Origin of the sequence: Streptomyces sp. NPDC048496, from assembly GCF_043200055.1 — a bacterium.
Lineage (GTDB): Bacteria > Actinomycetota > Actinomycetes > Streptomycetales > Streptomycetaceae > Streptomyces.
Map to the genome: position 1 here is coordinate 227,064 of NZ_JBICXB010000006.1, position 26,755 is coordinate 253,818.

At 71.2% G+C, this 26,755-nt stretch carries 18 protein-coding genes; 12 read left to right on the forward strand and 6 right to left on the reverse strand.

What is annotated here, in order from left to right:
* Positions 1-36 precede the first annotated feature (36 nt).
* Entirely contained in the window at positions 37-2,457 is a 2,421-nt protein-coding gene (gene lon / locus ACGFSA_RS09665; protein ID WP_393302165.1) for an endopeptidase La, read from the forward strand.
* A 278-nt stretch (positions 2,458-2,735) separates the two neighbouring features.
* Here the strand turns inward: lon and ACGFSA_RS09670 are convergent, their stop codons facing one another.
* The gene (locus ACGFSA_RS09670) at positions 2,736-3,587 is read right to left on the reverse strand and encodes a lysozyme (RefSeq protein ID WP_393302168.1); all 852 of its coding nucleotides are present in this window, start codon (positions 3,585-3,587) and stop codon (positions 2,736-2,738) included.
* Between the two features lie 226 nt (positions 3,588-3,813).
* On the opposite strand from ACGFSA_RS09670, the gene ACGFSA_RS09675 reads away from it, so the two are divergent.
* Positions 3,814-4,311 carry a MarR family winged helix-turn-helix transcriptional regulator gene (locus tag ACGFSA_RS09675; protein WP_393302171.1) on the forward strand — a complete coding sequence of 166 codons (498 nt, stop codon included), beginning with the start codon at positions 3,814-3,816 and terminating at the stop codon, positions 4,309-4,311.
* A 112-nt stretch (positions 4,312-4,423) separates the two neighbouring features.
* Here the strand turns inward: ACGFSA_RS09675 and ACGFSA_RS09680 are convergent, their stop codons facing one another.
* On the reverse strand, positions 4,424-5,209 hold the full coding sequence (locus ACGFSA_RS09680; protein WP_393302174.1) for a protein phosphatase 2C domain-containing protein: 786 nt from the start codon (positions 5,207-5,209) through the stop codon (positions 4,424-4,426).
* A 365-nt stretch (positions 5,210-5,574) separates the two neighbouring features.
* Here ACGFSA_RS09680 and ACGFSA_RS09685 point away from each other — a divergent pair, with 365 nt between their 5' ends.
* The 7 genes from ACGFSA_RS09685 (at position 5,575) to ACGFSA_RS09715 (ending at position 17,267) form a co-directional block, all read left to right on the forward strand.
* On the forward strand, positions 5,575-8,505 hold the full coding sequence (locus tag ACGFSA_RS09685) for a nitrate- and nitrite sensing domain-containing protein (protein WP_393302234.1): 2,931 nt from the start codon (positions 5,575-5,577) through the stop codon (positions 8,503-8,505).
* The gene (locus ACGFSA_RS09690; protein ID WP_393302177.1) at positions 8,502-8,984 is read left to right on the forward strand and encodes a roadblock/LC7 domain-containing protein; all 483 of its coding nucleotides are present in this window, start codon (positions 8,502-8,504) and stop codon (positions 8,982-8,984) included. The genes ACGFSA_RS09685 and ACGFSA_RS09690 overlap by 4 nt, the downstream gene beginning before the upstream one ends.
* Positions 8,981-9,394, forward strand: coding sequence for a DUF742 domain-containing protein (locus tag ACGFSA_RS09695; protein ID WP_393302180.1), 414 nt, complete (start codon positions 8,981-8,983; stop codon positions 9,392-9,394). Before ACGFSA_RS09690 ends, ACGFSA_RS09695 begins: the two co-directional genes overlap by 4 nt.
* Positions 9,375-10,025, forward strand: a complete 651-nt coding sequence (locus ACGFSA_RS09700) for an ATP/GTP-binding protein (protein WP_393302183.1) — start codon at positions 9,375-9,377, stop codon at positions 10,023-10,025. The genes ACGFSA_RS09695 and ACGFSA_RS09700 overlap by 20 nt, the downstream gene beginning before the upstream one ends.
* Before the next feature lie 245 nt (positions 10,026-10,270).
* A complete protein-coding gene (locus ACGFSA_RS09705) occupies positions 10,271-11,509 on the forward strand; it encodes a styrene monooxygenase/indole monooxygenase family protein (RefSeq protein WP_393302186.1) in 1,239 nt (412 codons plus the stop codon).
* A gap of 783 nt (positions 11,510-12,292) precedes the next feature.
* Positions 12,293-16,114, forward strand: a complete 3,822-nt coding sequence (locus ACGFSA_RS09710; protein WP_393302189.1) for a S8 family serine peptidase — start codon at positions 12,293-12,295, stop codon at positions 16,112-16,114.
* 154 nt (positions 16,115-16,268) lie between these two features.
* A complete protein-coding gene (locus ACGFSA_RS09715) occupies positions 16,269-17,267 on the forward strand; it encodes a helix-turn-helix domain-containing protein (protein ID WP_393302237.1) in 999 nt (332 codons plus the stop codon).
* 333 nt (positions 17,268-17,600) lie between these two features.
* On the opposite strand, the gene ACGFSA_RS09720 is transcribed toward ACGFSA_RS09715, so the two are convergent.
* The 4 genes from ACGFSA_RS09720 to ACGFSA_RS09735 form a co-directional block, all read right to left on the reverse strand.
* Positions 17,601-18,872: an NlpC/P60 family protein gene (locus ACGFSA_RS09720; protein WP_393302192.1), complete on the reverse strand. Its 1,272-nt coding sequence runs from the start codon at positions 18,870-18,872 to the stop codon at positions 17,601-17,603.
* Between the two features lie 206 nt (positions 18,873-19,078).
* A complete protein-coding gene (locus ACGFSA_RS09725; protein WP_393302194.1) occupies positions 19,079-21,694 on the reverse strand; it encodes a PQQ-binding-like beta-propeller repeat protein in 2,616 nt (871 codons plus the stop codon).
* Positions 21,695-21,794: 100 nt separating this feature from the next.
* Positions 21,795-22,061: a hypothetical protein gene (locus ACGFSA_RS09730; protein ID WP_393302197.1), complete on the reverse strand. Its 267-nt coding sequence runs from the start codon at positions 22,059-22,061 to the stop codon at positions 21,795-21,797.
* 148 nt (positions 22,062-22,209) lie between these two features.
* Positions 22,210-23,145 (reverse strand): diiron oxygenase, encoded by a 936-nt coding sequence (locus ACGFSA_RS09735; RefSeq protein WP_393302200.1) that lies wholly within the window; start codon positions 23,143-23,145, stop codon positions 22,210-22,212.
* 178 nt (positions 23,146-23,323) lie between these two features.
* On the opposite strand from ACGFSA_RS09735, the gene ACGFSA_RS09740 reads away from it, so the two are divergent.
* The 3 genes from ACGFSA_RS09740 (at position 23,324) to ACGFSA_RS09750 (ending at position 26,637) form a co-directional block, all read left to right on the forward strand.
* Positions 23,324-24,427 (forward strand): ferritin-like domain-containing protein, encoded by a 1,104-nt coding sequence (locus tag ACGFSA_RS09740; protein ID WP_393302203.1) that lies wholly within the window; start codon positions 23,324-23,326, stop codon positions 24,425-24,427.
* A gap of 259 nt (positions 24,428-24,686) precedes the next feature.
* Positions 24,687-26,207 (forward strand): PLP-dependent aminotransferase family protein, encoded by a 1,521-nt coding sequence (locus ACGFSA_RS09745; RefSeq protein ID WP_393302206.1) that lies wholly within the window; start codon positions 24,687-24,689, stop codon positions 26,205-26,207.
* 133 nt (positions 26,208-26,340) lie between these two features.
* A complete protein-coding gene (locus ACGFSA_RS09750) occupies positions 26,341-26,637 on the forward strand; it encodes a hypothetical protein (protein WP_393302209.1) in 297 nt (98 codons plus the stop codon).
* Positions 26,638-26,755 lie beyond the last annotated feature (118 nt).

Sequence of the window (26,755 nt, forward strand, 5' to 3'; positions counted from 1 at the left end):
TCTGCATAGCTCAACTTGAGTGCCGAAGGGGAGATCATGGCTACTGAGTCCAACGCGGTCACGCCGCTCACCTTGCCTGTGCTGCCACTCGACGACGAGGTGGTGCTGCCCGGAATGGTGGTTCCTCTGGACCTGTCCGACACCGATGTCCGGGCCGCCGTCGAGGCCGCTCAGGCCGCCGCCCGTCCGGGTGGCGGCAAGCCCGAGGTGCTGCTGGTGCCGCGGATCGACGGGACCTACACCGGGACCGGTGTACTCGGCACCGTCGAGCAGGTCGGCCGGCTCTCCGACGGAGACCCGGGCGCCCTCATCCGCGGCCGTGACCGCGTGAGGATCGGTGCCGGAACCACCGGACCCGGGGCCGCGCTCTGGGTCGAGGGGACCCGCGTGGACGTCTCGGCTCCCGAGCTGCTCCCCGGCGCCGCCGCCGAGCTGGTCAAGGAGTACAAGGCCCTCGCCACCAGCTGGCTGAAGAAGCGCGGCGCCTGGCAGGTCGTGGACCGGGTCCAGCAGATCGACGACATCTCCGCACTCGCCGACAACTCGGGATACTCACCGTTCCTCACCACCACCCAGAAGGTGCAGCTCCTGGAGACCGCCGACGCGGTCGCCCGGCTGAAACTCGCCATCCAGTGGCTCGGCGAACACCTCGCCGAACAGGACGTCGCCGAGTCCATCGCCAAGGACGTCCAGGAGGGCGTCGACAAGCAGCAGCGCGAGTTCCTGCTGCGGCGCCAGCTGGAAGCCGTACGCAAGGAGCTGTCCGAGCTCAACGGCGACGCGGAGGACGAGTCCGACGACTACCGGGCGCGCGTCGAGTCCGCCGATCTTCCCGAGCGCGTCCGTGAGGCCGCGCTCAAGGAGGTCGGCAAGCTGGAGCGCTCGTCCGACCAGAGCCCCGAGGGCTCCTGGATCCGAACCTGGCTGGACACCGTCCTCGAACTGCCGTGGACCGAAAGGACCGAGGACGCGTACGACATCCGAGCGGCCAAGGAGATCCTCGACGCCGAGCACGCGGGCCTGGAGGACGTGAAGGAACGGATCACCGAGTACCTCGCGGTGCGCAAGCGCCGTGCCGAACGCGGCCTCGGGGTCGTGGGCGGGCGTCGGGGCGGTGCGGTGCTGGCCCTCGTCGGACCGCCCGGCGTCGGCAAGACGTCCCTCGGTGAGAGCGTCGCGCACGCCATGGGCCGCACGTTCGTCCGTGTCGCGCTCGGCGGTGTGCGGGACGAGGCGGAGATCCGAGGCCACCGGCGTACGTACGTCGGTGCGCTCCCCGGACGCATCGTCCGCGCCATCAAGGAGGCCGGTTCCATGAACCCGGTCGTCCTGCTCGACGAGATCGACAAGGTCGGCTCCGACTTCCGCGGCGACCCGGCCGCGGCGCTCCTCGAAGTCCTCGACCCGGCGCAGAACCACACCTTCCGTGACCACTACCTGGAGGTCGAACTCGACCTCAGCGACGTCGTCTTCCTGGCCACCGCCAATGTCCTGGAAGCCATCCCGGAGGCGCTGCTCGACCGTATGGAGCTGGTGAGGCTCGACGGCTACACCGAGGACGAGAAGGTCGTCATCGCCCGTGACCACCTGCTCCCGCGCCAGCTGGGGCGGGCCGGTCTGGAGAAGGGCGAGGTGACGCTCGACGAGTCAGCCCTGCGCAAGCTGGCCGGCGAGTACACCCGTGAGGCGGGCGTACGCAACCTGGAGCGGGCCGTCGCCCGGCTGCTCCGCAAGGTCGCGGCCCAGCACGAACTGGGCGACCGGGATCTCCCGTTCACCGTCACCGACGAGGACCTGCGGGGTCTCGTCGGACGGCCGCACCACGTCCCCGAGTCCGCCCAGGACCCGGCCGAGCGCCGCACCGCGGTGCCGGGCGTGGCGACCGGACTCGCGGTGACCGGGGCCGGTGGTGACGTGCTGTTCGTCGAGGCGTCGCTGGCCGACCCGGAGACCGGCGCGGCCGGACTGACCCTCACCGGTCAGCTCGGCGACGTCATGAAGGAGTCCGCGCAGATCGCGCTGAGCTTCCTGCGCTCGCACGGCGCCGAGCTGGAACTGCCCGTCGCCGACCTCAAGGACCGGGGAGCGCATATCCACTTCCCGGCGGGCGCGGTGCCCAAGGACGGTCCGAGTGCCGGTATCACGATGACGACGGCGCTGGCCTCGCTGCTCTCCGGACGGCTGGTCCGTACGGATGTGGCGATGACGGGTGAGGTGTCGCTGACGGGACGGGTGCTGCCGATCGGCGGGCTGAAGCAGAAGTTGCTGGCCGCCCACCGGGCCGGTATCACCACCGTGGTGATCCCCAAGCGGAACGAGGCCGATCTGGACGACGTCCCGGCCGAGGTCCTGGAGAAGCTGCAGGTCCACCCGGTGACGGATGTCCGCCAGGTGCTGGAGATCGCCCTCGCCCCGGCCACGGCCAGGGCGGAGGAGAGGATCCCGGCCGCGGCGTGAGCGCCATGGCGTGACGGGCGTGGCATGACGTGCGCGGCCGGTCGGACGGCCCGCGCCACCCGAAAGGGCGGTGCGGGCCGTTCCGCTTGTCCGGATACGGGAACGTGCTGTTCCGCGTCCGGGCGGGGCGCGGAAAAGCCACGCTGCTGCCGCGGTTCGTAGGCCGGACCGCCGTTCCCGTGGACGCCGTGGTGCGGCCGGTCGGCGAGGGGCGGTTCGCGAGGCGTGCGGGAGCCCCGGTGACGGGGTGCGTCACCGGGGCTCCGGGGAGCGGAGGCTCAGCCGTTGGCGAGTGCCTGTACGCGGTCGAGAGCGCCGTTGAAGTGGTTGTGGTCGCCGACGTAGGGGCCGGACGACGTGTACTGCCAGATCGTGTAGTAGCCCCAGCCGGCCGGGAGCGTGCCGGCCGTGGTGTCGTAACGGGCCACCCACAGCGGGTTGGTGGTGCCGAAGCCCGCGTTGTTCCCGGTGCAGGTCGTCCACCAGCTGGTCGCGGTGTAGATGACCGCGTCACGCCCGGTGCGCGCCTTGTACGTGTTCACGAAGTCGCGGATCCAGGAGACCATGCCGGCCTGCGTCTTGCCGTAGCACTGCGCGCCGTACGGGTTCCACTCGATGTCGAGCACGCCGGGCAGCGTCTTGCCGTCCCTCGACCAGCCGCCCCCGTGGTCCACGAAGTAGTTGGCCTGGGTGGCGCCGCTCGTGGTGTCCGGGGTGGCGAAGTGGTACGCACCGCGGATCATGCCGACGTTGTACGAGCCGTTGTACTGCTGCGCGAAGTAGGGATTCGTGTAGTACGTGCCTTCGGTGGCCTTGGTGTAGGCCCACCGGACGCCGCTGTTCCAGAGAGTCGCCCAGTCGACGTTGCCCTGGTGACTGCTGACGTCCACGCCTTCCGTCTGGGCGACAAGCGTTTCGTGCGGCAGGCCGCCCTGGCCGTCGTGGGCGATGACGCCCATGCCCATCGTGGCCGACCCGCGCGCGGGCTTCTTGGCGGCGACCGTGGGGGAGTCGGCCGCGATGGCCGCGCCGGGCAGGGTGAGCAGAAGCGAAAGTGCTGCGAGGAGGGTTCCCAGTGCCGCCAGGCGTGAGCGGCGGGTCGTTCCGGATCCGGATCTGTGCACGGACATGTGCGTGCCTCCGAGGCCTCGGTGGGGGGATCTGCAGACCCAGGGGGGCGGCTCGGCGCACCCCCTGCGACATGTCATGGTGTGGACATGTCAGTAATGACGCTACGCACGTAGACCCGCGCGCGGAAGAGGGCCTGGGCGGTGCCGTTGGTCTACGCCTGCGAAATACTGGCGGAGCTGCGGCGATGACCGGCGGCGAGAGAAATTTTCAGCGGCAGGAAAGCTCATGAGGGGTGTTGACGTGCACGGGAGCGAAAGCGGTAGTGAACCCGGCGCGACCGGAGGAAGTGGTGTGGACCACGAATTCCTGGCACTGGAGCGGGAATTGGCTGTCTTTCTGCGTCGCGCGCGGGCCAGTTCCGGTGAGATGGCCCGGGAGGTCCATCCCGAGCTGGAGGCCGCGGCGTACGGACTCTTCGTACGGCTGGAGTCGGTGGGGCAGCAGCGGGCCACCGATCTCGCCGCGTACTTCGGCGTCGGGAAGGCGACCATGAGCCGTCAGCTGCGCGCCCTGGAGGAGCTCGGACTGGTGGCGCGCGAGCCCGATCCGGCCGACGGGCGGGCCTTCCTCGTCCATCTCACCGACGAGGGGCTTGCGCGCTTCCGCAGCGTCCGCGACGCGCGCCGCGACCGGTACGTGAGCAAGCTCGCCGACTGGGACCGGACCGAGGTGGCGGAATTGGCACGGCTGCTGCACCAGTTGAACGCGCGGGCCGAGGACTGACGCCGGCCGGGCCCGACCCCGGGCCGGCCGGGCATCCCCGGGTGCCCTCCGGCCCCCGCCCCGCGGAAACCGCCCACGCCGCCGGCGCGGGCCGACCCCGCACCCGGGTGGCCTACAGCACCACGTAGACCGCCGTCGCGTCGTCGTGCGTCTTGCCGCGCCGCAGATGCGCACGCTCCGTGTCCGCGTCCTCCAGGGCCCTGACCCGGTCGATCAGCCCCTGTGTGCCCTCCTTGTGGAGCACCGCGAGGCAGGCCGCCCAGTCGCCCTCGTGGAACATCTCCGTCCAGCGGCTCGCCCCGTCCGTCAGCGCGGCCACCGCCCGCACCTCGGTGAGCGGCGTCCGCCCGGTCACGGCGCGGACCGCCACCCCGGGGTCGGCGGCGGCGGTGAAGAAGCCGCCCTCCTTGTTGCGTACCTGCGAATCGGCGATCGCCTCGGTGGCCAGCGAGCCCGGCGGCAGCCGGTCGAGCCGGTCGTCGAGCAGCGCGCGCACCGTTCCGTCCGGCGACTCGAACAGTAGTACGGAGTCGGAGAGCACCAGGTGCTCGATCTCTTCCCCGTCCCAGCGCACCACGACGACGGTCGCCTGGGGAGTGCGTACGTGAGAAAGGTCACACAGGGTGCGATGTGTGTCGGCGGTGCGCCGGATGGACTCGGCGAGGATCTCGGTGAGCGTCAGATCCCGCCGCGAACCCGACAGTTCGACCAGCGATCCGCCCAGCCGCGCGGTGAACCAGGGCACGGAGTGCGCACAACCGTCGTCCCCCCGTGGCGGAGTGACTCCGTCGAGCAGGACCAACGTGCCGCCCCCGCCGGAAGCGGGAAGCGCGGTGGCTGTCCAGTCCTCGTTGGGGCGCTCGGGGCTACCGGGGGCCGAGGCGAGTTCGATGCGCATACGGCCAGTCTGCACGACGCCTTCACGGGGCCTGCACGATCGTGGCGTTGGGCCGTACCAGCAGGTCAGTGGGGAGGCTTGAGCGGAAGGAGTGGCTCCGCGACGGGTGCGGGCGGGCATCCTGCCAAAGCCCGGGCGGAAGTTCCAGCCGATGGCCCAGGTGTGGGCTGCGGCGCCCGGGGGGAGACTTGTTCGTCAACTCTGGAGTGATGTTCACTCGTTCAGGTGGCGGAGCGGTTGATGCGCGCCCCCCTCTCAAAAGCACTGGAATGGTCGGAAGCCGTACCAGGGTCGGGGTGTCCTTCCACATATGACCGTGCGTCACCTCTGCTTCAAGGGTGGACGAGTCAAGATTGCGAGCACCGGTGCAGAAGAAGCGGCCTCGGAGCAAGGGCAGCGAGCAAAGCAGTGCCGGGGCGACACTCCCGGAGCCGAGCGGAAGTGAGCCGACCCGGCGCACCGTCCGCGTACGCAGCCGGCTGGTCGCCGGCGTCGCGGTCGTCGGCATCACCGTCATCGCCGCGGGCGCGCCCGCGGCCCTCGGCGCCTCCACCGAACTGACCGAGTCCCAGCGGCTGGTCACCCTTGCCCAGCTGAACCAGCAGGCGGTGGCCCTCGCCCACTCCCTCGCGGACGAGCGCGACGAAGTCACCGCCTATATCGCGGGTGGCCGGGACGGGAAGTCCGACGCGAAGAGCGACGGCCCCAGCGCCCGCGTCGACCAGCAGATCGACGAGATCCGCGACACGGCTCCCGCCGCGCTGCGTCGCGATCTCTCCACGATCCCCTCCCTGCGCCGCACCGCCCTCACCGGCAAGGGCTCGGCACTCGCCGCCCACGAGGCGTACTCCGAGGTCATCGCCAAGCTCCACGATCTCGCCGACGACCTCGCCGAGAAGACCCCGCCGCGGGCCGCGGAGGCCACCCGTGCGCCCCTCGCCCTCGGTCGGGCCGCCGATCAGGCCTCCGCCACCCGCGGGCTGCTGATCGCCGCGCTCTCCGTGCCCCGCAAAGAGGCCACGTTCCCGCAGACCGACCCGTTCACCGGGCTGCCCGTCCAGACCCAGGACGAGGGCAGCAGCGAGGACGACCGCAACCGTGACGCGCTGAGCGCCGCCGCCCAGCAGGCCAGGGTCCGCGAGCTCTCCTCGCTCGCCGACTTCGACCAGGCCGCGGGCAGCACCGCCCGCGAGAAGCTCTCCTCCACTGTCACCGGGCCCGAGGTCAACCGCGCGGAGAAGTACCTCGCCGCCCTCACCGACCGTCCCGAGCTGTCGGACACCGACCAGAAGGCCGACCGGAAGAAGGTCGAGGCGGCACTCTCCGCCCGCGTCGACCGGATGCGCAGCGTCGAGTCCGCCCTCGGCACCGACCAGGTGCGACGCCTGGAGCAGTTGCGCGACGACGATGTCACCGCTCTCGAACTGCGCATCGCGCTCCTCGGCGGCTGTCTGCTGGTCGCCGTCGGCGTCTCCACCGCCGTGGCCCGTACGCTGACCCAGCCGCTCGCCGTCCTGCGGATCGGCGCCGCCCGCCTCGCCGCGGAGCCCGCCACCGCCGAGCCGGTCCGCTACACCGGCCGCAACGACGAGTTCGCCCAGGTCGTTCGATCCCTCAACGCCCTGCACGGCAAGCTGCACGGGCTGCTCCACGAGTTCAACGGCCGGTTCGAGAATCTGGAGAACGAGCGCGGCGAACTGATCGCCGGACGCAAGGCCCTCACGCTCCAGTGTGCCGAACTCCAGGTCCGCACCGCCGATCTGACCGCCCAGCTGGAGCGGCTGGGGAACACGGTCCATCACACCTTCGTCAACCTCTCGCTGCGCACCCTCGGCCTCGTCGAGCGCCAGCTCGGCGTCATCGAGAGCCTGGAGGATCGCGAGCAGGACCCGGAGCGGCTCGCCACCCTCTTCAAGCTCGACCACATGGCCACGGTCATGCGGCGCCACAGCGAGAACATGCTGGTCCTCGCGGGCGCCGAGCACGGCCACGGGCACTCCGGCCCGATCCCGCTGGTCGATGTGTTGCGTGCGTCCGTCAGTGAGATCGAGCGGTACGAACGGGTCACCATCCAGTCCCTGCCGCCGCACGCCCAGATCGCCGGTTTCGCCGCCGACGACCTCAGCCACCTGGTCGCCGAACTCCTGGAGAACGCGACCTCCTTCTCGCCGCCCGACTCGCATGTCGAGCTCTCCGGCTGGCTGCTGGAGACCGGCGAGGTGATGCTCTCCGTGCAGGACGAGGGCATCGGCATGTCGTCCGTACGGATGGGTGAGCTCAACGCCCGCCTGGCCGACCCGTCCTCGTTCGAGGCGGGCGAGCAGAGCGCCGACGGCGCGGGCCTCGGACTCCAGGTGACGTCGCTGCTCGCGGCGCGCCACGGGGTGCGGGTCCAGCTGCGCGAGCACGAGGGCAGCGGGGTGACGGCGGTCGTCGTGCTGCCGCAGTCGCTGCTGCCGAAGGCGCCGCCCGGCGCCACGCCGCCGCCCGTGACCGTGCCCGGGGACGCGCCCGCGCTGAACCTGCCCGGATCGGTCGCCGAGGCCAACTCCAATGCCCTGCCGGGCCGGACGCTCACGCTGCCCGGCGACCCGCTGATCGCCGCCGCCGAGCGGGCGATCCGCGAGTCGGCACCGGACCCGGCCCAGGCGGAGGCACCCGCTCCGACGGCGGCGCCCGCCCCGGCGGAGGTGCTTGCTCCGGCGGACGGGCCCGCTCCGACGGTGGCGCCCGCTTCGATGGAAGCGCCCACTCCGGCGGAACCCGAGCCGGTCGCCCCCGACGAGTCCGAGTCCGAGACCACGATGCGGGTCCGGCTCCCGGAGCTCCGGGATGTCCCCGTGGCTCAGCCGGTCCCGTCGGCCGGACCGGCCCACGAGACCCCGGTGACCCCCAACCCGTACGCCATCGGCCCCGACCGCCATGAGCGCACCGCGGACGAGACCCCGGAGCCCTTCACCGCCCCGGCTCCTTCCCCGGCGCCCGCCGCCGAGACCCTTCCCGGCCCCCGGCAGCCGGAGCCGCAGGCCGAACGCATCACCGACAAGGGCCTTCCCAAGCGCACCCCCAAGGTCGTCAGGCCCGCCGACGCCCCCACCGCCGAGCGCAAGGGCAGCCTGGACAAGAACGAGCTGCGCCGCCGCCTCGGCGGTTTCCACCAAGGGGCGAAGGACGGCCGCCGCGACGTCGAGGCGGAGATCGCCGACGGTGCCGTCACCGCACAGACCGAGCGGGCAGACCGTTTCGGCGGTCGAACCGATGAGACGGGGGACACAGTCGAGGAGGCACGCAGTTGACTGCGCCCAGCACATTCGGGCTGAGCACCGAGGCCCGGAACCTTCACTGGTTGCTGAGCAATCTCGTGGAGGAGGTGCCAGGGGTCCATTCGGTCACCGTTGTCTCGTCCGACGGACTGATGCTGCTCTCCTCCGACCCCGGCCGCCGGACAGCCGCAGCGACCGGCGGCCTGCAGGACGGCCCCCGAGGCTCCAGCGCCGACCTGGCGACCATCGTCTCCGGCATCGGCTCCCTCACCATCGGCGCCGCGAAACTAATGGACGGCGGCGGCGTCAAGCAGACCATGGTCGCCATGGACGAGGGCAGCCTCTTCGTCATGTCGATCAGTGACGGTTCGCTGCTCGGCGTGCACGCCACCCCCGACTGCGACATGAGCGTCATCGCGTACCACATGGCGCTCTTCGTCGGCCGTGCCGGACACGTACTCACCCCCGAACTCCGCAGTGAACTGCGCAAATCGATGGAGAGCGCCCAGTGACGCCCGCCGCTGAACCCGCCCGCAGGCTCCCGGTCCGCGGGTCCGACCGACGGCCCGCCCGGGTCCGCCCGTACTCGCTCACCCGCGGCCGCACCCGCTTCGGTCACGTCCTTCTCGTCGAGACGTTCGTGGCCGCGCTGGAAGCGCCCGAGGAGCGCCGCGAGCTCACCAACGGCAACCTCGCCACGCGGGTGATGCCGGAGCTCCAGGCCATTGTCGAAATCTGCCGCCGCATGCGTACGGTCGCGGAGATCTCGGCCCTGTTGAAGATGCCGCTCGGCGTGGTCCGAGTGCTGCTCAGCGACTTGGCCGACCAGGGAAAGATCCGTGTGTACGGGACCGGTCACGGCACCGGCCAGCCCGACCGCGCACTGCTCGAAAGGGTGCTGAATGGACTCCGTCGTCTCTGATCCACTCCTGTCCGTCCCGCGTCAGCCGGGACCGGAGGACCAGGCCGAGGAGTCGATCCAGGCCTGGCAGTTGGATCACACCAGGGCCCCCACCGCCACGAAGATAGTGGTCGCCGGCGGGTTCGGGGTCGGCAAGACGACCTTCGTGGGATCGGTCTCCGAGATAACCCCGCTGCAGACCGAAGCACTGATGACCCAGGCCAGCGAGGAGACCGACGATCTCACCGCGACGCCCGACAAGGTCACCACGACCGTGGCGATGGACTTCGGCCGTCTCACGCTCGCCGACGACCTCGTGCTGTACGTGTTCGGCACGCCCGGACAGCAGCGCTTCTGGTTCATGTGGGACGACCTGGTGCGCGGCGCGATCGGTGCGGTGGTGCTCGCCGACACCCGGCGGCTCTCCGACTGCTTCCCCGCGCTCGACTACTTCGAGAGCTGCGGACTGCCGTACATCGTGGCCGTCAACCACTTTGAGGGGACGCCCGGTTACGAGGCGGAGGACGTCAGGGAGGCCCTGACCATACCCCCGGACGTGCCTGTTGTGATCATGGACGCGCGTCACAGGATCACCGTCGTCGAGTCGCTGCTGGCCCTCGTGGGTCACGCTCTTGACGCGACCCCCGCCTGATGCCACTCCCGGCGGGCTTCGCCCCGTCGCGCCGCCCGGCACGTCCGCTCGCTGCGTTGGCCGAAAGCCCTGGTAGCTCCTTCCCCAAGCTCTCGGCTTCGTTCCAGGGGAGACCCCCATCCAAGGACGTCCGGCCGCCTTGCGATCGCATGCACCGGACGACGCTCCTCACGGGGCACACACTGCCGGTCACGGCACTGGACACATCTCGCGCACGTACCACGTAGACGTAACGGAGAACCGCAATGCGGAAGATACTCATAGTCGGAGCCGGCCAGTCCGGTCTGCAGCTCGCCCTCGGACTGCAGTCCCATGGGTACGAAGTCACCCTGATGTCCAACCGCACCGCCGACGAGGTCCGGTCCGGCCGGGTCATGTCGACGCAGTGCATGTTCGACACCGCACTGCAGCACGAGCGCGACCTCAAGCTCAACTTCTGGGAGTCCCAGGCCCCGCGTATCGAGGGCCTCGGCGTCTCGGTCGCCGCCCCCGACTCCTCGCGCGCCATCGACTGGGTCGGCAAGCTGGACGGCTTCGCCCAGTCCGTCGACCAGCGCGTGAAGATGGCCGGCTGGATGGAGACGTTCGCCCAGCGCGGCGGACAGCTCGTCATCCACGGTGCGGCCGTCTCCGACCTCGACTACTTCTCCCGCACCTACGACCTGGTGATGGTCTCCGCGGGCAAGGGTGAACTGGTCTCCATGTTCGGCCGGGACGCGTCCCGTTCGCCGTTCGACGCCCCGCAGCGCGCCCTGGCCGTCGCGTACGTCCACGGCATGGGCCCGCGCCCCGAGCACCCCGAGTTCGACGCGGTCCGCTGCAACCTGGTCCCCGGTGTCGGCGAGCTCTTCGTGATGCCGACCCTGACCACGTCCGGCCGCGCCGACATCCTGTTCTGGGAGGGCGTCCCGGGCGGCCCGCTGGACGTCTTCCAGGGCATCAAGGACCCCTCTGAGCACCTGGCGAAGACGCTGGAGCTCATGAAGCAGTTCACGCCGTGGGAGTACGCGCGCGCCACCAAGGTCGAACTGACCGACGCCAACGGCACCCTGGCGGGCCGTTACGCCCCGACCGTGCGCAAGCCGATCGGCCGGCTGCCCGGCGGCGGCCTGGTGCTCGGCGTGGCGGATGTCGTCGTCGCCAACGACCCGGTCACCGGCCAGGGTTCCAACTCCGCCTCCAAGTGCGCCGACGCGTACCTGAAGTCGATCACCGAGCACGGCGACCAGGCCTTTGACGCGGACTGGATGCAGTCCACGTTCGACCGCTACTGGGACACCGCGCAGCACGTCGTGAGGTGGACGAACGCCATGCTCGGCGTACCGCCGGAGCACGTGCTGAACCTGATCGGCGCCGCCGGTCAGCTGCAGCCGGTCGCCGACCGGTTCGCCAACGGGTTCAACAACCCGGCGGACTTCGACAACTTCTTCTTCGACCCGGAGCGGACGAACGCGTACCTTGCTGAGGTATCTGCCGCTGTTTAAGCGCCTGACCTGCTAAGCAGCGGCCAGCGTTGGTGTCTGTGGGCCGTCCTCGGACGGCCCACGGACGGCCCGGCCATTGACGGGCGCTCTCTGCCCGACCACCGCTGACAGGGTGCTTCTGCCGATCCGGCCGCCGAGAACGCCGTTGGTCCCTCCGGGCGACCTTCCGATGCGCCGCGCGGCCCCCTCGGCCGCGCGCAGTCAGGCGCACAGCCGTCTTCGGGCCGCCACGGCAACGTGCCGACGCCGTGCCGTGCCGGAGGAGAGCAGTCTCGATCCCGTGAATGACGTTCCCCTGGGCGAAAACCCGGCCTTGGCCGCCGATGGACTCGGAGGTGTGCACCCGGTTGGCGAATGCGCGGCACCGCTGGTTGCCCCAAGGGGCCGCTGACGGGAAGGTCGCCCCGGAGCCGGATGTGAATCAGCGAGCGGAGGCTTGGCAGCCCCGCTGTTCGACGTGGGTTGTGACGACGATGCGACGGGGATGCGTCCGTGCGCAACCATGACGCGTCGTCAGGTACGTCCGGTCGGCGCCCGCAACGGGCGGGACGCGGCGGGGCGGCGAGGTGAGGGGCCGGTTCGCGCTGGGCACCACCGGAAGCCCGTACACAGGCGAGGCGGGCGACGGATCAGGCCACCCCGGAAGGGGCGCCGCGTACCGATGTCCGGGCAAGTGCTGTGGTCCGGCGGCACATCGGCCGCGCTGGCACATGTGGGACGTGGCGCTTTGGTGCCACCGGGCTGCTGTTCCCCCCGCAGGTGCCGGGCCGATAGGAACCCTGCATGACTTCTCTCATACCTCCCCGCCGGCATCGCCGGCGGGCACTCGCGGCGGCGGTCTGCACCGTCGCCGTCCTGACGCCACTTGCGGGGCCGACCGGCCCCGCGGTGGCGAACGCCCCGTCAGCCGCCGCCGCGACCCACCCCTCCGCGGCCGGCACCACCGGGGACCACACCGTCACTCTGCTCACCGGTGACATCGTGCGCGTCGCCGATGCCGGCGGCGGCAAGCAGAGCGTCGACGTGACACGCCCGCGCGGCGCCACCGGAGGCGTGCGCACCGAGACCATCGGTGACGACCTGTACGTCTTCCCGGACGAGGCGCTGCCCTACATGGCCGCGAACCGGCTGGACCGGCGGCTGTTCAACGTCACCGACCTGATCGAGCAGGGCTACGACGACAAGCACAGCGACGGCATCCCGCTGATCCTCGGCTACCGTCCCTCGGCGGCGCCGTCCGCCCGGACCGCGCCGCCCGCCGGGACGAAGAAGGTCCGGTTGCTGCCGGCCATCAACAGCACGTCCGTCCGGGCGGTGAAGAAGCAGGCCCGCGAACTGTGGACCTCGGTCGCCCCCGCCGCGTCCGCGGCTGACGCGAACTCCGCCGCGCCCAAGCTGAGCGACGGACTCTCGAAGATCTGGCTGGACGGCCGGGTCAAGGCCACCCTCAAGGACAGCACCGCCCAGATCGGCGCGCCCGCCGCCTGGGACAAGGGGTACGACGGCAAGGGCGTCAAGGTCGCCGTGCTGGACACCGGCGCCGACCTCAACCACCCCGACCTGTCCGCGCGGATCTCCGAGTCGCAGAGTTTCGTGCCCGGCGAGGCCGTCCAGGACGGCCACGGCCACGGCACCCACGTGTCCTCCACCGTCGGCGGCAGCGGCGCCGCCTCCGACGGCGCCGAGAAGGGCGTGGCGCCCGGAGCGGACCTGCTGGTCGGCAAGGTGCTCGCCAACGGCGGGTACGGCGACGAGTCCTGGATCATCGCCGGCATGGAGTGGGCCGTCGACCACGGCGCCAAGGTGGTCAGCATGAGCCTCGGCTCCGGCGCCCCGAGCGACGGCACCGACCCGATGAGCCAGGCGGTGAACCGCCTCACCGACGAGAGCGGAGCGCTGTTCGTCATCGCGGCCGGCAACTCCGGCTCCGAGGCGACGATCGGCAGCCCCGGCGCCGCCGACGAGGCGCTGACCGTCGCGGCCGTGGACTCCGCCGACAAGAGAGCGTCCTTCTCCTCCCAGGGCCCGCGCTACGGCGACTACGCCCTCAAGCCGGACATCGCCGCACCCGGTGTGGGCGTGCTGGCCGCCAAGGCCGGCGGCACCGCGGCCACCGGCTGGTACACGTCGATGAGCGGCACCTCCATGGCGACCCCGCATGTCGCCGGCGCCGCCGCGATCCTGGCGCAGGAGCACCCGGACTGGAAGGCGCGGGAGCTCAAGGACGCGCTGATGAGCAGCTCCAAGGAACTGTCGTCGTACACCACTTACCAAGTGGGCAGCGGCCGCGCCGACCTCGCCGCGGCGACCGCCGCGACGGTGACCGCGACCGGTTCGGCCTACTTCGGCATGGACGCCTGGCCGCACGAGGGCGCGCAGTCCGTGGACCGCACGGTGACCTACCGCAACAGCAGTGACGAGCCGGTGGAGCTGGACCTGGCCCTGACAGCCACCATCGGCGGCGGCCCGTACGACACCGACCCGGGCGCCGACCAGGGCAAGCCCGCGCCGGAGGGTCTGTTCACCCTCTCCGCCGACACCGTGACCGTGCCCGCGCACGGCACCGCGAGCGTCACCGCCACCGCCAAGCCGAGCCTCGGCGCCGACGGCCGCCGCTACCTCGGCCAGATCACCGCGAAGGACTCCTCCGGCTCGGCGCTGGCCCGCACCCGGCTCGGCGTGTACCGGGAGGACGCCCGCCACACCCTGAGCATCAGCCTGAAGGACCGTGCCGGCAAACCGACCTCGGGCTGGGTCATGATGCACCGCCTCGGCAGCAGCGAGGACCCGTACAAGCAGGTGATCGACGACAGCGGCAAGGCGGACCTGCGGCTGCGCGAAGGCACCTTCAGCATCCTGACGTACCAGGACGTGCCCGGCAGCCACGGCCCCGACTCGGTCGGCATGGCGCTGATGGGCGACCCGGAAGTCGTCCTCGACCGCGACCGGGACGTCGTGCTCGACGCGAGCCGCACCCACGAGGCCACCGCGGAGGTCCCGCGCAGGACCGAGGACCGGTCGCTGTCCATGAACTGGTACCGCGCGGACGGCGCGAAGGAGAACGCGTGGGGAATAGGAGTCGTCGACGTCCAGTACCTGCTGGCCCCCAAGTACGACAGCATGTTCGTGCTGCCCACCCGCAAGGTGACCCAGGGCACCTTCGAGTACGAGACCCGCTGGCGCAAGGCCCTGCCGCTGCTCACCGTCACCGATGACGGCAGACCGGTCCAGGTGATCAGCCAGCAGGATTCCGCGCGGTACGACGGCAAAGAGCGCCTGGACGCGGTGTACGCCGGCACCGGCACCCCCGCCGAGTACGCCGGACTGGGCGTCAAGGGCAAGGTCGCGCTGGTGACCCGCTCCGGCGCGCTCACCGCCGCGCAGCGGGCGCAGGCGGCGGCCGACGCCGGGGCCGCACTGCTGCTCGTCGTCAACGACCGGCCGGGCAAGCTGATCGAGTCCGTCGGCCCCGCCGGCGGCTACAGCGCCGTGCCCGTGCACTCGGTGACCGCCCGGAACGGGGCTCCGCTGATCGCCGACGCCAAGCGCGGCCGGCTGCGGCTGGACGTCAAGGGCGTGCCGGACTCCCCGTACATGTACGACCTGTCCGACCCGCACCCGGGGCAGATCCCGTCCACCGGGCTGGCCTACCGTCCCCGTTCGTCCGAACTGGCCACGGTGGACATGCGGTTCCACAGCACCACCGCCACCAGGGCCAGCGGTGAGTGGCGGTCCGGCTTCCGCCCGTACCGCAGGTTCGGCTCCGGGTTCATGCAGCGCATCGACATGCCCGGCACCCGCACCGACTACGTCTCGGCGCAGGAAGGGACGCGGTGGGTGGAGACCATGGGCACCGGGCCGAACCTCATCCTGTCCTCGCAGGGGCCGCGCACCGCGTACAAGCCGGGCTCAAGGCAGGTCCGCAACTGGTTCCAGCCGGTGACGCGCCCGGCCAACGGGGGCACCTACTGGTGGTCGTGGCGGGGCAAGAACCAGATCGCGTTCAACGTCCAGCCCTGGTCCGACAACGGTGACGGCCACGGCGGCGTCATCCAGCAGGGCTTCGACAACACCAAGGTGAGCCTGAAGACGTACCAGGGCGGCACCCTGCTCAGGACCAGCAACTCGTCGGCCGTCAACATCATCAACCCCCCGACCACCCCGTCGGTCTACACCTTCGACATGACCGCCGACCGCGACGCGGCCACCTACGGGCTGTCCCCGCACACCCACACGGTGTGGCAGGTCAAGTCCGACCCGGTCACCGACCCGAAGGTGATGGACCGGATGGCGGTGCTGCAGATGGGCTACGACGTCGCCACCGATCTCGCGGGCAACGCCGGGGGCGGCCGGCAGACGCTGCGCCTGACCCCGCATCACCTTGAGAACGCTGCCGGTGCCGGCAAGATCCAGGGCGCCACGCTCTCGGTGTCGTACGACGACGGCGCCACCTGGCAGCCGGTCGAGCTCAGCGGCGAGTCCGGTAGCTGGACGGCCGGCTTCGACGCCCCGCACAAGGGCTTCGTCTCACTGAAGGCCGAGGGCTGGGACGACGCGGGCAACCGCGTCAGCCAGGAGGTGATCCGCGCCTACGGTCTGAAGTAGGCGAAAAGGCCCGATACGGAGGCTGTCGGCCCTCCTTCCGTCACGTCACCCACCCCCGGGTGACTGGCGGAGCGACAGCCTCCGTATGGTCATCGGGACTTCGCTCGATCGATGCGATCGAACCACTCGATCACGAGGAGGTTCCGTGCTCTCGATGCTCGGGCTCGGCCCGGCCGAGGAGGAGGTCTACCGCCTCCTGGTGGCCCGTGCCGGCGCCAACGCCGACCAGCTGGCGGCCGAGACCGGCCGCCCGCCCTGCGAGGTGCTGCCGCTGCTCACCGCGCTGGCCCGGCGCGGCCTCGCCGTGGTCGGCACCCACGGCGGCGAGAGCGACGAGGGTGACGGCGCCTGGCTGGGGGCGTCGACGGTCTTCGCCGCCGCGCCCCCGGCCATAGCGCTCGGCGGAACGCTGCGGCAACGCCGCGACGACCTGCGGGCCGCCGAAGAAGCCCTGCTGGCACTCGCCGAGGAGTACCGCAACGCGGCGGCCGGCGGCAGCATCGTCGAAGTGATCACCGACCCCTGCGCGGTACGGCACCGCTTCATGCAGCTCCAGGAGTCCGCGCGGCACGAGGTCCGGGCGATGATGGTGCCGGAGTCCACCGTCGTGCAGCGCGAGCACAACACCGCCGAACACGCCGGGGTGCGTCGCGGTGTGCTCTACCGCACCATTGTGCAGCGCGAGGCGCTGGGTCAGCCCGGCATGGTCGCCGAGGTGCTGGGCGCGATCGCGGCCGGTCAGCAGGTCAGGGTCGCGGAATCGGTGCCGGTGAAATTCATGATCGCCGACCGGGAGCTGGCCATGGTGCCCCTGCTGCCGGGGCGCCGCTCCGCCCCCGCCTCGATCCTGGTGCACGCCTGCGGGCTGCTGGAGACCCTGATCGCCTACTTCGAGCTGGCCTGGGAGCGTGCCTACCCGCTCTCCCCCAACACGGTGGGCGGCGTCACAGAGGTGCGTCCCGACGGCCTGGACGAGATGGACGCCCGGGTGCTGACCCTGGTCCTGGCCGGTCTCACCGACCAGGCCGCCGCCGGCCAGCTCGGCGTCTCCCGCCGCACCGTCCAGCGCCGCATCGGCGAACTCATGCTCAAGGCGGGCGCGGAAAGCCGCATCCAGCTCGGCTGGATTGCCGCCCGCAGGGGGTGGGCCTGACGGCAGCGCCCGCCCATACGTACGTCACACGGGCAGGTGGGCAGGCAGGCGCACGGAGCAGCCACAGGCGGTCGATTCGGGGCCGGCGGCCCGCAGATGGTCCACGGCATGTCATGAGCCCGCTGTCTGCCGAGGGTTCGCAGGCAGGGGCTCGCGGCCGGGTGTGCCTCATTCCCCGACCCGGAGAAGACGAACGCGTACCTCGCGCAGGTCTCGGAGGCGGCGGCCTGACCGCCGTACCGCCAGGACAGACACGACGGCCGGGCCGGTTCCCGTCGGGAGAGCGACGGTGCGCGGCCCGGCTGACGTGTGTACGGGGGGTACCGCATGCGGCTACTCGTCGCCCGGCTCGGACGAGGAGTCGTACCCCGCATCCGAGCCGCCGGACGTGTCCCGCGGCGCGGACGAGGAGTCGTACCCCGCGTCCGAGCCGCCGGACGTGTCCCGCGGCGCGGACGAGGAGTCGTACCCCGCGTCCGAGCCGCCGGACGTGTCCCGGGCCGGCTCCGGGAGGCTGTACGTGCTCAGCGACGGGCTCTCCGGATCCGGACGCACGGCGCCCAGCAGCGGATTCGACGCCAGTGGCGAGACCTTCACCTGCGACCCGGGCCGGGGCGCCTGCACGACCAGGCCGTTGCCGACGTACAGGGCCACGTGCGTGGCCTTCGGGAAGTAGATCACCAGGTCACCCGGGCGCAGCGCGTTCAGCGGTACCTTCCGCAGCTGCTTCCACTGCTCCTGGGAGGTCCGCGGAATCGCGTGCCCCGCGTTCGCCCAGGCCTGCGAGGTGAGCCCGGAGCAGTCGAACGAGCCCGGACCCTCCGCGCCCCACACATACGGCTTGCCGAGCTGCCTGACCGCGTACTTCACCGCCTCGTCGCCCTCCTGGGACGGCGGCCGGGCCGAGGACAGGGCGCCCGAGGTGACCAGCGTGCCCTGGGCCTTGTCCGTGGCCTGCTGCTCCAGCCGGGACACCTGGGCGATCTGCTCGGCGGAGAGCTTGGCCAGCAGCGCCTCCAGCTTCGTCAGCCGCGACTGCACGGTGTCGCGCTGCTTCTTCTGCCGCGCGGCCAGCACCCGCTGTTTCCCGAGCTCCTTGCGGGACGCGGAGGCCAGCCCGTCGGCGCGCTTCTCGGCGCCGGTGAGCCGCTTCACGGTCGCGGCCCGGCCGGCCGCCACCCGCTGAATGACGTGTTCCTGGTCCAGGGCGTGCTCGGGATCGCGGGACAGCATCAGCTGGACGTACGAGGAGAAATCGGACTGTCCCTGGTACTGCTCCCGGGCCAGCCGCCCCGCGTCGTTGCGGCTGCGGCCCAGCGCGGTCCGCGCCACGGCAAGAGCGGTGTCCAGCTTCTTCGCCTCCGCCTTCCGCTTCTCCAGCTTCGCCGTGGTTCCGTTGTACGCCTCGCTGGCCTCCTCGGCCTGCTGGTACAGCTTCTTGAGCTCGGTCAGCAGCTCGGCGACGCTCTTCGTGGCGCGTGGCTCACGGGAGGGGCCGGAGGGGCCGGGACTGCTCGGGTCCGCGTCGGCGGCGACGGCGGGTGAGGCCGCGACCACCGCGGCGAGTGCCGCCGCGCAGACGGTGCGCAGAACCCTGGACGACACGGGATCACCTCCGATGACGGGGCGATCGCGGGACTGCCCCATGAGTGAGCGCAACGCGTCCATACGGTCACTCGGGGGCGGGCGATGCAAGAACCGTGCTGCGTGGCGGCACCCGGATTTGCCCGGATTCGCCCGGACGGCGAGGTGACCCTCAAGGGGCCCGGCGGATCAGGGCCGGGGCCCTGATCCGCCGGACACCACCGAGGTCACTTCACCGGGAACGCGTAGAACATCCGTTCCCGCTGGACGACGGCGGACTTCTCGAAGGCCAGCACCCGGTACGGGGCGGTGACCGTGGCGCCCTTCGGGTCCTGCACCCCGATGTCCTGGAACTTCCACAGCCGCCGGCCGTCCGCCGCGGCGAACGCGGTGACCTGCGCGGCCCCGGCCGCCAGCACGGTCCTGCCGCTGGAGCTCACGGTGACGACCGGCGCCGATGCGCCGGGCACCGCCTCGGTGGACCGCCGCCAGCGCAGCTTTCCGGACTCCCGCTCGACCGCGCCCACCTCCTGGTCGCGGCTGGTGGTGTGCAGCAGGTCCCCGGCCGGGACCGGTGTTCCGAACACGGACCCGGGCGTGCCGTTCAGCGTCCACTTCGGTTTGCCCGCGGGCATCTCGAACGACTGGAGGGCGTCGCCCGCCGCCACGTAGAGCAGTCCCCGGTCATCCCCGACGGCTGCGCCGTCGGGGATGACCGTGCCGAACGACTTGGTCCACAGCAGCTTCCCGCTCCTGCGGTCGAACCCGCGGAAGACGGCCTTGCCCTTGGCCGCCTTGACGTCGCCGGGGGTGAGCGTCGCGCTCTTCTGGCGTACGACGATGTCGTCGGGGCGGACGGCGATCAGCTGGTAGGCGGGGGTCGTCGATTCCCGGCCGGTGGGTACGGGGGTCCGCCACAGCTCCTTGCGCCGCACGATGTCGTACGCGAACAGGAACGACGTGACGACCTGCGTGTCCTTCCCGGGCTTCTTGCCCTTCTTCGGCTTCTTGGCCTTCACGGTGACCTTGTGCGAGCCGGTGAACCAGATCGCCGGACCGGACTGGCCGATGACGTCGGACACCGTCAGGAACGGTGCACCCTCGAACTGGTTCTCGTACGCCACCCGGTGCGCGACCGTTCCGTCCTTCGGCGACAGCCAGAGGAACTCGGACGGCCCGGCGACGAAGCAGAACGCGTCACCGGCAGCCAGGGCCGCCTGCCCCTTCGCCGCGTCCGGGCACTCCCAGAGGCGGTGGCCGGTCCGCAGATCGACGGCGGAGGCCTGCGTCTCGCCGGTCAGCACGAGCAGCCGGTTGCGCCAGAGCGCGGCGGTGGGCGGCGCGGGTTCGGCCTCGGGGTGGCTGTACACCCAGCGCGGCTGCGGCGGCAGTCCGGCCACGGTGGGGCCGCTCGGGGACGGGGCGGGCTTGCCGTCGTCCGGGGCGTCGGAACCGTCGGCCCCGAGGGCGAGCACACCCCCACCGCCGACGATCAGCCCGGCCGCGCCGGCCACCGCACCGAAGAGCAGGGTGCGGCGGTCGAGGGCGGCGGAGGGGGACGAGGAGGAGGGTGCGGGTGGGGGCGTGGGCGTCACGGGCGGCGGGGGCGAGGCGGGAATCGCCGCTGCCGGGGCCGGGAGGGGGCGCGGCACGAGCGGTGCGACGGGCGGCAGGACGGCGGGCAGCCGGTCCGGGGGACCGGTCCGTTCACGCGGGATGGACAGCTGGGTGGTCGGCCGGTCGGGCTCCGGGGCGCGGGGGCTGCCGACGCTTCCGATCCGGGTGGTCCGGATGTCCTCTCCGAGGCCGCCGTCGCCGGGCGCGCCGGTGGCGGGACTGTCGGGTGTGGCGTCGGCAGGTTCGGTGAGAGACCCGCTCGGGGCTGCGCCCACGGGGCTGTCCGCCGGTTCGTCGGGCGCGCCGGCGGACACCAGCTCCCTGACACGGGACTCCTGTTCCGCAAGCGTCTTCGACAGCTGCTCCGGCAGCCAGCCGCCCCTCGCGAGGCCCGCCGCGCCCTCCAGTGCCAGTTCCGCCGCCACCGTCCCGGAGCTCGGCCGCTCGGCCGGGTCCTTGGCCAGGCAGCGCGCGATCAGCCCGCGCAAGTCCTCCGGGACCGCGCCCAGTTCCGGCTCCGCATGCGCGATCCGCTCGGCTGCCTCCGCCGCCGGGCCGTCCGCGAACGGGGTCGTGCCGGTCGCCGCGTACGCCAGCAGCAGGCCGAGCACGAAGAGGTCGGAGGCCGGTCCCGCCGTCTCGCCCTCGACCTGCTCCGGGGTGAGATATCCGAGCCGTACGGAGAGCTGCCCGCCCGCTCTGGCCTCGGCATCGGCCGCCGCGCCCAGCGGGCCGAAGGCGGTGAGCCGCGGCCCGTCCCCGGCCAGCAGTACGGTCCTCGGGGCGAGCCCCTCCAGTACGGCCCCGGTGGCGTGCACCCGGGAGAGCGTCTCGGCGATGCCCGCGCCCAGTATCCGCACGGCACGCTCGGGGAGGAGACCCGTAGCGTCGATCGCCTCGGCGAGCGTCAGCGCCGGTACGTACGCCACGGCCGTCCACAGCTCCCCGTCGTCCGTACGGGTGGCGAGCTGCGGTTGGACCCAGCCACCCGCCAGCCGGTCCGCGGTGCGCGCCTCCGCCTCGAAGCGGCGGCGGAAGGCGGGCAGTGCGGCAAGCTCGGGCCGGGCCGCGGTGATCACGACGGTCCGGTCCGCGGTGCCGTCCGTGGTGTCGGCCGCGCTCGCGTCGTACGCGAGGTACTGGACAGCGCTCGCCGTCTCGCGGAACCGTGCCAGGACGGTGTACGGACCGAGGCGGCGTGGATCGTCCTGACGCAGCGCCTCCATGGCGCACCCCCTTGTGACCGTTCTCGTGACCATGGATCCGTCGATCCTAGAGGGTTCGGCAATCGAGAGGCGGCCGACGCACCCCGCCCGGACCAGCGGGTCAGCTCGGTTTCGACCAGGGCCACTTGAGAGTGTGGCGCTCGCGGCCCTCGGGGGCGTACTCGTACACCCAGCCGCGCTGCACACCCAGCCGCTTGGAGTATCCGGCCGGGACCCGGCGGTACGCGTACACGGTGGCCGGTCCGCCGTCGGCGTCCGGCACCGGGACCTCGTACCACTTGGGCGGGTGGCCGGTCGCGCCGACGAGGACGGGGAGGACCCGCCCGTCCAGCGGGCCGCCCCTGAAGGTAGTGTTCTCGCTTCTCACGTCCCCAGTCTGACCCAGGGCGTGCTCCGGGGCTCACGGCCTCCCCCGCGCCCAGGCGGTGCCTGGCGTATCAGAGGTGGACAGCTCGCGGTTCCCGGCCGTGATCCGCCGGGCACTCCCTGCGGCGTCCCCTCCGCCGGGGGCCCGCTCAGGCCAGCAGACCCGAGCTCTTCCACAGCCTGCGCCCCACCCCGTTCAACACGCCGATGTCGTCGAGGAAGTCCGTCAGCCGCTTGGCACCCGACTGCATGACCTCCGCCCGGTGGCCGCTCGCCTTCACCTGGGCGACGGCCTCGCGGCGGTTCAGACCGACGTTCTCGTACACCTGCGGGTTGATGAAGCAGACGGAGAAGACGCGGGCGGCCTCCCCGCAGCTCAGCCGAGTGAGCTCGCGCTCCCAGCGGGGTGCCGTGACCATCTGGCGGCGCAGCTCCTCGCGGGCGTAGCGGACGTGCCGTGCCTCTTCGACCACATGGATCCGGGTCACGCCGCGCACCAGCGTCTGGACGCGCTCGTCCGGGAACGTCAGACGCTGCATCCAGTCGAGGATCTCCTCGCCGAGCAGGGTCGCGGCGAACGAACCGGGCGTCGTGGACACGGTCTTCAGCACCCGAGCCACGTTGTGGTAGACGCGCGGTACGGGATAGCTGGGCGCCCGCCCCCACTGGATCATGCGGCCGAACATCATCGAGTGCCGGCACTCGTCGGCTATCTCGGTCAGCGCGTAACGGACATGATTGCTGGTCACCGGCTTGTCGTAGATGTGCCGGACCAGCAGCTGCATCAGGATGATCTCGAACCAGATGCCGAGCGAGGCCAGCGACGCCGCTTCGTGCCGGGCCAGGTCCATCCGCTGCTCCTCGGACATCCTCCGCCACAGCGGGGTGTCGTAGAGGGAGACGAGCTCGGGCGGCCAGAACCACTTGCCGTCCTCGACCGCCGCATCCCAGTCGAGCTCGGTGTCCGGATCGAAGGAGTGCTTGGCCGAGGACTCCAGGAGGCGCTCGGCGATCTGCTCGCGGTCCCGTAGCGGGCCGAGTGCGTCGCGGAGCAGCTGCACGTCGCGTTCGGTCACTGTCGTCATGGCTGAGGGCACCTCACACGTGGGTTACCGGGAGTCACTCCTTATGAGACTGCTTGTCAGTAAGGCAGTCAATCCCTCGCGCACGACTTGTTGACCCGGCGTCCAGCAACGTGTGAACCTGCCAACTGACGCAACCGCGGCGGAACTTGTCCGAGCACGCGAGGCGAAGGAGCCGTCCGTGTCGACACACGACCTCTACACCACCGCCCCCGACACGCCCCTGTGGCAGGTGCCCGCCTCCGGCGCGGCCCGCTTCAACTGGGACTACGACGACGGCCGTGAACGCCTTCTCGCCCTCTACCAGAAGGGCAAGGACAAGCAGTGGGACGGCAACAAGCGCATCGACTGGTCCCTGGAGGTCGACCCGGCCGACCCGCTGGGCACCCCCGACGAGGCCCTCACGCTGTACGGCACCCCGCACTGGGCCAAGATGACCGAGAAGGACCGGGGCGAGCTGCGCAAGCACTACACCTCGTGGCAGTTCAGCCAGTTTCTCCACGGTGAACAGGGCGCGATGGTCTGTGCCGCCCGGATCGTCGAGTCCGTCCCCGACCTGGACGCGAAGCTCTACTCCGCGACCCAGACCATGGACGAGGCCCGGCACGCGGAGATATACGGCCGGTTCCTGCACGAGAAGGTGCAGATGCTCTACCCGATCAACGACAACCTCCAGGGCCTGCTCGGTGACACTCTGCGCGACTCCCGCTGGGACATGCCCTACCTGGGCATGCAGGTCCTGATCGAGGGCCTGGCGCTGGCCGCGTTCGGCATGATCCGCGACACCACGAACAAGCCGCTGCCCAAGCAGATCCTCGCCTACGTCATGCAGGACGAGGCCCGGCACGTCGCCTTCGGCCGGATGGCGCTGCGCGACTACTACAAGCAGCTGAGCGACGCCGAACTGCGCGAGCGCGAGGAGTTCGTCATCGAGGGCTGCTACCTGATGCGCGACCGCCTCAGCGGCGTCGAGGTGCTGGAGAACTTCGGCATGGGCAAGCAGGAGGCCAAGGAGCTCTCCGAGCACTCGGAGTACCTGCAGCTCTTCCGCAAGCTGCTGTTCAGCCGGATCGTCCCGTGCGTCAAGGACATCGGTCTGTGGGGCGAGCGGCTGCAGAAGGCGTACGTCGACATGGGCGTCTTCGATCTCGGCGACTCCAACCTCGACCTGCTCATGGCCCAGGACGAGGAGATAGCCGAGCAGCTGGACCGGGACCGGTTCGCGGCGGAGGAGCGGGCGCGGGTCGCGGAGGTCGAGGAGGCGATAGCGGAGGGCGCTGCCTAGGAGGGCACTGAAGCACCCTCCTAGAAGATGCCGGACGGCCCGGTGCGAGGGTCTTCGACGACCGGCGATCAGAGGCCGGCCGTGAAGCCGCGCAGCAGCTCCGCCACCCGCACCTGAGCCTCCAGCAGCATGGTGTGCGTCGCCGCGATGCCCTCGGCGGTGACGCCCGGAAGAACAAACCAGGCCCGGGCCCGTATCAGTCACTACCGGAGCAGAGGGCATAACGGAGTGCCATTGCAGTACTGGCTAGGATGCGGGCATGTCAGACCCACCGGCGCGCCCGCGCATCATGAAAGGTGCCGGGGGCCGGATGCTGGCTGCGGTCGAGCTCGACCGCGGTAGCACCCTGCCGCTGCACCTGCAGCTGTATCGGCAGCTGCGGGGACTCATCCTCGACGGCACCCTGCCGCCGGAAACCCGATTGCCCTCGACGCGGACGCTCGTCGCCGAGCTCGGCGTCTCGCGGCTGACCGTGGTGACCGCGTTCGAGCAGCTCACGGCCGAGGGGTTCCTGCGTGCACGCCAGGGGGACGGCACGTATGTGGACGCACTGTGGACGGCCGCGACGGCACCGGCGCCTGTTGCGCGCCCGCAACTGTCCGAGCGCGGCGCGGCGACGTCGGCACGCGGTGCCAGCCTGTTCAGCGAGGTGCCGCACTCGTGGGATCCGAAAGACACCGAGTCGTTCGTCCCCAGCCAGGTCGCGGCATCCGCGTTCCCTGCCGCCGTGTGGCGGCGGCTGCTGGTGCGGCACGCGGCGCGCACCGACGCAGCCGCCATCGGGTACGGCGACCCGCACGGGTACGAGCCACTGCGTCAGGCGATCGCCGACTACCTCAACGACGTGCGGGGCCTCGGCTGCGGCGCCGAGCAGATCGTGGTGACCTCCGGTGCCCAACAGGCCTTCAGTGTTCTCGCGGTGCTGCTGCTCGACCCCGCCGACACGGTGCTCGTCGAAGACCCCGGCCACATCTCCGGAAGGCTCGCGTTCCAATCGCAGGGATGCCGCGTCCAAGGCGTGCCGGTCGACGACGCAGGCGCGGTGGCGGCAGGGGGCGACCCATTGGCACGCCTCGCCTACCTCACGCCGTCCCGGCAGCATCCCCTGGGCACGGTCATGAGTCCGGCGCGGCGCGGGGAGTGGATCGCGTGGTCGCAGGCGCACGGGAGTTGGATCGTCGAGGACGACTGCGACAGCGAGCTTCGCTATCACGGCAAGCTGCTGCCCCCGCTGTTCGGACTCGACCAAGCGCGACACGTCATCTACGTCGGCACATTCAGCAAAGTGCTGGCGCCGTCGCTGCGACTGGGCTACGTCGTGCTGCCCCACGACCTCGTCGAGCCGTTCACGTCGGCCTGCTCGGTGATCGGTCGCACCCCCGCGACCGTGATGCAGGCGGCGCTCGCCGACTTCCTCGCCGAAGGGCACCTGCACACCCACCTCCGGCGCACGCGCCGACTGTACGCCGCCCGCCAGGACGCCCTGCTCGAACAGCTCGACACGCAGCTTGCGCACCGGCTGACGGCGAGGCCGGTCGCCGCCGGGCTCCACGTGATGGGGTGGCTCGAGGCATCCGTCAACGACATCGACTGCGCACGCGGCCTCGCCCGGCAGGGCGTCTTCACGTATCCCCTGGGGGAGTATCGCGTGCAGCGCCGGCTGCCGCCCGCACTGCTGATCGGGTTCGCCGGCACCGCAGCGGAGCACATGGCGCGTGCCGTGGCGCGGATGGCAGAGGCGTTCGAACGGCTCGAACCCGGCGGAGCTGCCGAGGCGTAGCCCGAGAGGTGGGCCCGCCGAATTGGTCCGCAGAACCGGGCTGTCAATGGCTCTAACGCACTATCCATTGCGTTGATAGGAAGCAGGGGTGGCGGCGACGCACGGTCGCGACCCGCTTTCTAAGGAGACAACGATGCCCCACCTCGATGCGCAGTTCCGAGCGCTCCTGAGTCCGAACCTCACCGCAGCCGAAATCGAACAGATCCCCGACCTGACGACCGAGCGCGCGCGGGTGCTGATCGACCGGATCGACCGGGTCCGGCTCTTCGGCCACGCGTACGCCCTGCTCACCAACCTCACCTACGGCGCCTACGGCCCCGACGACGTCCTCGACTTCGCCCGAGAGCACGATCTGGCCGGCGTCTGCATCCACGTCCTCGACGGCGAGGAGCGCAGCCTGAGAGCCTGTCGGGTGGCCGGTCATGCGTGAAGCGTGACAGTCGCGATCTGCCCTCCGGGCATGGCGACGGCCCCGGAATGATCACGTGGTGTGTGCCAGTGCGAAAACTCCGAGGCCGTCAGCGGCCCATGCTATCCGTCCAGCCTGA